7 protein-coding genes (1 of these 7 cut by a window edge) are annotated in these 7,302 nt (G+C 62.1%); 4 read left to right on the top strand and 3 right to left on the bottom strand.

Annotation, left to right across the window (positions count from 1 at the left end):
* The 3 genes from argH to G4D79_RS18900 all read left to right on the top strand — a co-directional run bounded on the left by argH (nt 1) and on the right by G4D79_RS18900 (nt 4,841).
* Complete coding sequence (argH, locus tag G4D79_RS18890) at nt 1–1,443, top strand: argininosuccinate lyase (RefSeq protein ID WP_003944092.1); 1,443 nt, start codon at nt 1–3, stop codon at nt 1,441–1,443.
* A 170-nt stretch (nt 1,444–1,613) separates the two neighbouring features.
* On the top strand, nt 1,614–4,595 hold the full coding sequence (locus G4D79_RS18895) for an acyl-CoA synthetase (RefSeq protein ID WP_099698274.1): 2,982 nt from the start codon (nt 1,614–1,616) through the stop codon (nt 4,593–4,595).
* 39 nt (nt 4,596–4,634) lie between these two features.
* A complete protein-coding gene (locus G4D79_RS18900) occupies nt 4,635–4,841 on the top strand; it encodes a Trm112 family protein (RefSeq protein WP_003944045.1) in 207 nt (68 codons plus the stop codon).
* Here the strand turns inward: G4D79_RS18900 and G4D79_RS18905 are convergent.
* From G4D79_RS18905 to G4D79_RS18915, 3 genes are read right to left on the bottom strand one after another with little or no spacing between them, the layout of a single operon-like run.
* Nucleotides 4,838–5,455: a TetR family transcriptional regulator gene (locus G4D79_RS18905; protein ID WP_058037511.1), complete on the bottom strand. Its 618-nt coding sequence runs from the start codon at nt 5,453–5,455 to the stop codon at nt 4,838–4,840. The two genes, G4D79_RS18900 and G4D79_RS18905, sit on opposite strands and share 4 nt — an antisense overlap.
* Nucleotides 5,452–6,207, bottom strand: coding sequence for an ABC transporter permease (locus G4D79_RS18910; protein WP_003944033.1), 756 nt, complete (start codon nt 6,205–6,207; stop codon nt 5,452–5,454). The genes G4D79_RS18905 and G4D79_RS18910 overlap by 4 nt, the downstream gene beginning before the upstream one ends.
* Nucleotides 6,204–6,938, bottom strand: coding sequence for an ABC transporter ATP-binding protein (locus tag G4D79_RS18915; protein WP_021334043.1), 735 nt, complete (start codon nt 6,936–6,938; stop codon nt 6,204–6,206). Before G4D79_RS18915 ends, G4D79_RS18910 begins: the two co-directional genes overlap by 4 nt.
* Before the next feature lie 86 nt (nt 6,939–7,024).
* On the opposite strand from G4D79_RS18915, the gene G4D79_RS18920 reads away from it, so the two are divergent.
* Nucleotides 7,025–7,302: the 5' end (the start) of a DNA-3-methyladenine glycosylase gene (locus G4D79_RS18920; RefSeq protein WP_235867897.1), read on the top strand. It continues 331 nt past the right edge of the window; the window shows 278 of its 609 coding nt (coding positions 1–278); it begins with the start codon at nt 7,025–7,027; its stop codon lies beyond the right edge, outside the window.

Raw genomic sequence — 7,302 nt, forward strand, 5'->3', positions numbered from 1 at the left:
ATGACGGCTCACGGTGACGGAGACGCTCAAAAACACGGCACCAACGAAGGTGCGCTGTGGGGCGGGCGGTTCGAGTCCGGACCGGCCGCTGCCATGGCGGCGCTGAGCAAGTCGACTCACTTCGACTGGGTCCTCGCTCCGTACGACGTGCGGGCGTCGCAGGCGCATGCGCGTGTGCTGAACAAGGCAGGCCTGCTCAGTGAAGCCGACCTCGTGACAATGCTCGACGGTCTCGACCGCCTGGCGGCAGATGTTGCCAGTGGCGCCTTCGGGCCCAGCGAGTCGGACGAGGACGTACACGGCGCACTCGAGCGTGGTCTGATCGAGCGTGTCGGGCCTGAGGTCGGTGGGCGCCTGCGTGCTGGACGTTCGCGAAACGACCAGGTGGCCACGCTGTTCCGCATGTGGCTTCGCGATGCAGTCCGCCGCATCTCCACCGGAGTTCTCGACGTGGTCGACGCATTGGCGACTCAGGCCGGGGCGCATCCGGATGCCGTGATGCCGGGCAAGACGCACCTGCAGGCGGCTCAGCCGGTCCTGTTGGCGCATCACCTGCTCGCTCACGCACATCCACTGTTGCGGGACGTGCAGCGCCTTCGCGACTTCGACGTGCGAGCTGCGGTGTCCCCGTACGGTTCCGGTGCACTGGCCGGTTCCTCACTCGGACTCGATCCCGAAGCGATTGCGGCGGAACTGAAGTTCGACAGCTCGGCCGAGAACTCGATCGACGCAACGGCTTCGCGTGATTTTGCGGCCGAGGCAGCGTTCGTGCTCGCAATGATCGGTGTCGATCTCTCCCGTATGGCGGAAGAGATCATCATCTGGAGCACACCGGAGTTCGGCTACATCACGCTTGCCGACGCGTGGTCGACGGGATCGTCGATCATGCCGCAGAAGAAGAATCCGGATGTCTCGGAACTGACGCGCGGTAAGTCGGGTCGTTTGATCGGCAACCTGACCGGATTGTTGGCGACGCTCAAGGCTCAGCCGCTGGCGTACAACCGCGATCTGCAAGAGGACAAGGAACCGGTTTTCGACTCGGTTGCGCAGCTCGAGATGCTGCTCCCGGCCATCACCGGTCTGGTGCAGACGCTCGAGTTCCACACCGAGCGCATGGCGGAACTAGCTCCGGCAGGGTTCACGTTGGCCACCGACATCGCGGAGTGGATGGTGCGTCAGGGCGTGCCGTTCCGGGTTGCCCACGAGGCTGCCGGAGCGTGCGTGCGTGTCGCCGAAGCACGAGGGGTCGGACTCGAAGATCTCACCGACGAGGAGCTGGCCGGCGTCGACAGCGCGCTGACACCCGCTGTTCGTGAGGTGCTGACAGTCGAGGGTTCCATTGCTTCGCGCAACGCGCGAGGCGGCACTGCGGGGGTGCGGGTTGCCGAGCAGCTGGACGGAGTCAAAGCAGTGGCGCAGTCACTGCGGGAATGGACCCTGTGACCTCGCGGTCACGAGTGTTGTCGCTCTCTTTTCGGCAGTAGTCCTTCGGTCGTACGCGGTCAGGTAGCAGAATTTGCTCCCTGACCGCGTACGCGTATTCATCGTCAGTAGGCTTGTCGCGCGCGGGAAAAATGAGACTGACGTCACATGGTGAGTAACTTGGGAGTGAAATGGTGGGATTGAATTCCAAGTCTGTGCTGGGCCCGATTCGTCGGGTGGTTGCGACAGCACAAAACGGCCTCGAGGTCGTCCGGTTGGGTGGGCTGGAAACGGATGCGACCACGTCGCCGTTCGAGATCGTCGAACGCGTAGCGATGTATCGGCTACGGCGCTACTTCCCGGACAGTGACCCGGAAACCGTCGGCGCACCGATCTTGCTGATCCCGCCGATGATGATGTCGGCGAACGTGTACGACGTGACCCGTGACCAGGGCGCTGTGGGAATTCTGCACGAGATGGGCCTTGATCCCTGGGTCGTCGATTTCGGTTCGCCCGACTCCGAAGAGGGCGGTTGGGATCGTAACCTCGCCGATCACATCATCGCTCTCAGCGACATCGTCGATCACATCCACCGTCACACCGGAAAAGATGTTCACATCTCCGGTTATTCGCAGGGTGGCATGTTCGCCTATCAGGCTGCCGCGTATCGGCGTAGTCGAAACATCGCCAGCGTCATCACCTTCGGCAGTCCGGTCGACACACTCGCCGCGCTACCCTTCGGCATCCCGGCGGGATTGGCAACCAAGGGTGCAGATTTCCTCGCCGATCACGTCTTCAATCGCCTGGCGGTCACCGGGTGGATGGCCCGTACCGGGTTCCAGTTGCTCGATCCCGTGAAGACGCTGAAGATGCGCGTCGACTTTCTGCTTCAACTGCACGACCGGGAGGCGTTGCTTCCGCGGGAGCAGCAACGACGCTTCCTCGCGACCGAGGGTTGGGTCGCGTGGTCGGGGCCCGCGGTAGCCGAACTGCTCAAGCAGTTCATCGTGCACAACCGAATGATGACCGGTGGGTTCGTCATCAAGGATCAATTGGTCTCGCTCGCCGAGATCACCTGCCCCATCCTGGCATTCGTCGGCGAGGTCGACGACATCGGCCAGCCGCAAGCGGTTCGAGGCATCAGTCAAGCCGCTCCGCGGGCGAAGGTCTACGAATCTACCTTGCGTGCAGGCCATTTCGGTTTGGTTGTCGGTTCCACTGCGGCCAATCACACCTGGCCGACCACCGGTGAATTCGTACAGTGGACCGAGACGGGTGGACCCCTCCCGGACCGTATCGCGAACATGGTCTACGGCGCCGACCTCGAAGACCAGACCGGTGTGTCGATCAGCAATCGGATCATCCACACCGTTGCCTCGGTCGCTGAAGTAGGTGCAGGAGTCACCAAGGGAATCAGTGACCTTGCCGCCGGTGCGTTGCGCGGCACTTTCGAATTGTCGGGAGAAGCGGCACGAGCGTTGCCACGTCTGGCTCGACTCAACCAGATTCAGCCGCACACCAAGATCTCGCTGAGCCAGTTGCTGGCGGAGCAGCGTCGAAAGGCGCCGAACGGCGAGTGCTTCCTCTTCGACAATCGCGTGCACACCTATGAAGCGGTCAACGCGCGTATCGACAATGTCGTGCGTGGATTAATCTCCGTGGGAGTGCGTCCGGCAGCGCATGTCGGTGTCCTGATGGAGACCCGCCCCAGCGCACTCGCGGCCATCGCGGCCCTGTCGCGACTTGGTGCCGTCGCGGTCATGCTTCCGCCAGGCTCCGACATAACGGCGGCGGTCAAGCTGGGGTCGGTCGATCGGATCATCACCGATCCGGAAAACGTCGATGCTGCAGTGGTTACCGGTCGGCCGGTACTGGTGCTCGGCGGCGGCGATGCCCGTGGCCTCGAGGTGGATCCGTCACACGACGTGATCGATCTCGAACAAATCGATCCGACGAAGGTCAATCTGCCCGGGTGGTACCGACCGGATCCCGGTGTCGCCCGCGAACTCGCCTTCATCATCTTTGCGGAATCCGGCGGTGTGCTCGAGGCCAAGCAGATCACCAACTACCGGTGGGCACTGTCGGCCTTCGGCACGGCCACGGCGGCAGATCTCGATCGCGGTGACACCGTGTACTGCCTTGCACCACTCCATCATTCGTCGAGTCTGCTCGCGACCATCGGTGGTGCCATGGCCGGTGGCTCACGCATTGCGCTCTCACGTGGACTGAACCCCGCGAGGTTCGTCGAGGAAATCCACCGCTACGGCGTGACGGTCGTGAGTTACACGTGGTCGATGATGCGCGAGATACTCGACGAGGATCTTCTTCTCATCGACGGTAGTCATCCGGTCCGCCTGTTCATCGGTTCGGGCATGCCCCATGGTCTGTGGAAGCGGACAACGGAGGCGTTCGACCCCGCGCAGGTACTCGAGTTCTATGCGTCGACCGAAGGCGACGTGATTCTTGCCAATGTTGCAGGCTCCAAAGTTGGTTCCAAGGGGCGCCCACTGCCGGGTAGTGCGCAGGTGCGGTTGGCGGCATACGACCCGCTGAGTGGTCGGCTCCTCGAGAACGGAAACGGATTTGTCCGTGAGTGCGCCGAAGACGAGGTCGGATTGCTGCTCGGGCGCGCGGGATTCACCGCCGATCTCTCGGGCGGAGCCATGCGAGGTCTCTTCCAAGCCGGCGATTCGTGGATTCCCACCGAAAATCTCTTCCGCCGGGACGCCGACGGCGACTACTGGCTGATCGACCACAAGAACACGGTCATTTCCACGCTCCGCGGTCCCGTGTTCACCCAGCCGATCGTCGACGCGTTGTCGAGTGTGGCGCGGGTGGATCTTGCCGTCGCATACGGAGTCGGTGACGCGCCGCATCAGCTGGCGGTCGCTGCCGTGACATGGCGTCCGGGACGGCAGTTCCGTTCTGCCGAGCTTGCAGAGGCCCTCTCGCGCATCGCTTTCGACGCTCGTCCGGATATCGTGCACGTGGTTGACGAGATCCCGGTGGGTTCGTCGTACCGTCCGAGCTCCACTGCTTTGGCTGCGGCCGGATTGCCGGCGCCGGGGCCACGGACCTGGTTCCTCGATTCCGAGTCGCAGTCGTACAAGCGGCTGACCAAGGCAATTGCCGCGCAGTTGATGCCGACGAGGGTGAGCACCGGAGCACGGTAGCCTGAGGACATTCTGTTTGATCGGTTCGAGAGGACTCACGTGGCTATTGATTCGACGTTGCTCAGCATTTTGGCCTGCCCCCAGGACAAAGGCCCGCTGTTGCTGGTCGGGGACGAGTTGCTCTACAACCCGCGCCTGCGGCGTGCCTACCCGATCGAGAACGGCATTCCCGTTCTGTTGATCGACGAGGCACGCGATGTGGCGGACGACGAGCACGAGAAGTTGCTCGCGCGGGCTGAAGGCTAGATCGGTAATTCACCGGTCAGGTACCGCTGGAGGTTCGGAGCCACCAGCGGTACCAAAGCGTCAAAGCTCAATGATGCGAGTGGTTCGAGTCCGAGCACATATCGCGTGACAAGCAGTCCGGCCATCTGAGAGGCCACCAATTCCGCTCTGATCAAGCCGGTACCAGGTGGTGTGTCCACCCGCGGAATGATGTCGCGCAATACGACATCGAGCAGAAAGCTCTGGATCAGCTGCGATCCGTCGCCGGAAATGGCTGATCGAAAAGCCGCCAGAATCGCCGGCTGATGTTCCGAATCCCATAGCCCGATCACCGCCCGGAGAAGGCTTTCGCCGAGGTTTTCGGTCGGGGAGGTGTGAACCGGTCCCAGTACCTTTGCTGGATCGATCGGTAGCGCGATCGCAGCGGTGAACAACTGCTCCTTGCTCCCGAAATGGTGATGAATCATAGCCGGATCGACGTCAGCGGCCGCAGCTATCGATCGAACGGTTGTTCGTCGAAAACCGTTCTGGGAGAACGCCCGTCGTGCCGAATCGAGGATCTGCGCGCGAGTCTCCGACTTGCCCGGTCGTCGCCCCGAACGAATCGGTGCAGGACTCGTGTCCTTGTCGGTCATGGAGTGCGGCGATCGAGTGTGGCCGCGGCCAGCGAGAGTGCGGCGGCGGCGAAGCCCGCCATGACGGCGAGATCACGCCACATCTGACCCGTCGCGTCGGCATGCATCGACACTTGCTGAAGTGCGTCGACGGCGTAGCTCAAGGGGAGGACGTTGCTGATCCATTCGAGCCAGGTCGGCAATTGGTCGCGCGGTACCAGGAGTCCGCAGAGGAAGAGCTGTGGAACCACAACTACCGGCATGAATTGCACCGCTTGGAACTCGGTCTTCGCGAATGCGCTGGCCAACAGGCCTAGCGCAACGCCCAGTATTGCGCCGAGAACTGCAATGACGATGACCCAGGCAAGACTGCCGGCGATGGTGAGTCCGAGGAATCCGAAAGCAACCGCGCACGCGAGAGCTGCTTGAGCGGCGGCGGAGAGCGAAAATGCCGCCCCGTATCCGGCGAGAAGGTCGAGTTTGCCCATCGGTGTGGTGAGCAGGCGTTCGAGGGTTCCTGAACTGCGTTCGCGCTGCATGGCGATGGATGTGACCAGGAACATCACCACAAACGGCAAGATTCCCAACATCGTGATCGCCACTCGTTGGAAGAGCGAAACCTGGCCGGGTGGCGTCGGGACGTCTTGGTAGAGGAAATAGAGCAGAATCATCAGTAACGACGGGACCAACAAGATCATGGCCACCGTGCGATGGTCCTGGCGGAGCTGAAGCAGAATGCGGACGGTCGTAGCACCGAAGATCCTGATGCTCATGATATTTCGCCTCCGACGGGTGAAGTCCGAATCAGCTCGAGAAAGGCGTCCTCTAGCCGTTCACATCTGGTTTTGGCGCGCAATTCATCGGGTGTGAGTTGAGCGAGGAGATGCCCGTCTCGCATCAGGATCAGTTCAGCGCAGTGGTCGGCCTCATCCATGACGTGGCTGGAGACCAACAGGGTAGTTCCGCTGCGGGCAAGGTCGGCAAATCGTTCCCACAGTTCGACACGAAGCACCGGATCGAGGCCGACGGTCGGTTCGTCGAGGATCAACACATCAGGTGACGCCACCAACGCGCAAGCCAGCGAGACTCGCCCGCGTTGACCACCAGACAGATCGGCGGCGGTCTGGTCGGCGTATCGGCTCAATCCGACGGCGTCGACCGCTGCTGCGACGTCGGCGCCGGACTTGCCGTACAGAGCGCCGAAGTACTGGACGTTTCGAGTGACCGTCAGGTCGCCGTACACGCTGGGGGATTGGGTGACATATCCGACCCGGTGGCGAAGAGCAACGGAACCGGCGAGATCGCCCAGCACTCTGACCTCACCACTTTCGACGATCTGTGTTCCGACAATCGCGCGCATCAGGGTTGTCTTGCCGCAGCCGGACGGGCCGAGCAGTCCGGTGATCGATCCTGCTGATACCTGCAGGTCAAGCGAGTGAAGAACTTCGTGCTTGCCGCGAATGACTCGTAGTCCGCGGATATCTATTGCCGGCGTTGTGGTCACGGTTCGCCTCGTTTCAATAATTCATCACTTGTTGAATTATGCGACTCGGCCGACCGATGAGTCAACGGCGTGGGCACAATCGAAGGGTGAGCATCGAGACCTTGGAAAATGTGGAGAACCCGTTGGAAGCGGGCCTGACAATTCTCGGCTCGACCCTGACCGTCGACGACATCTCGCTGAGGATCGTCGAGGTCGAGGCGTACGGAGGGGAGAAGGACGGGCCATGGCCGGATCCGGCAGCACATTCGTATCGGGGGCAAACGCCGCGAAACAGCGTGATGTTCGGGCGGGCGGGGCGTCTGTACGTCTACCGCAGCTACGGAATGCACTTTTGCATGAACATCTCGTACGGCCCGGATGGTGT

The organism is Rhodococcus sp. WY5 (genome assembly GCF_018588185.1).
Taxonomy (GTDB): domain Bacteria; phylum Actinomycetota; class Actinomycetes; order Mycobacteriales; family Mycobacteriaceae; genus Rhodococcus_F; species Rhodococcus_F qingshengii.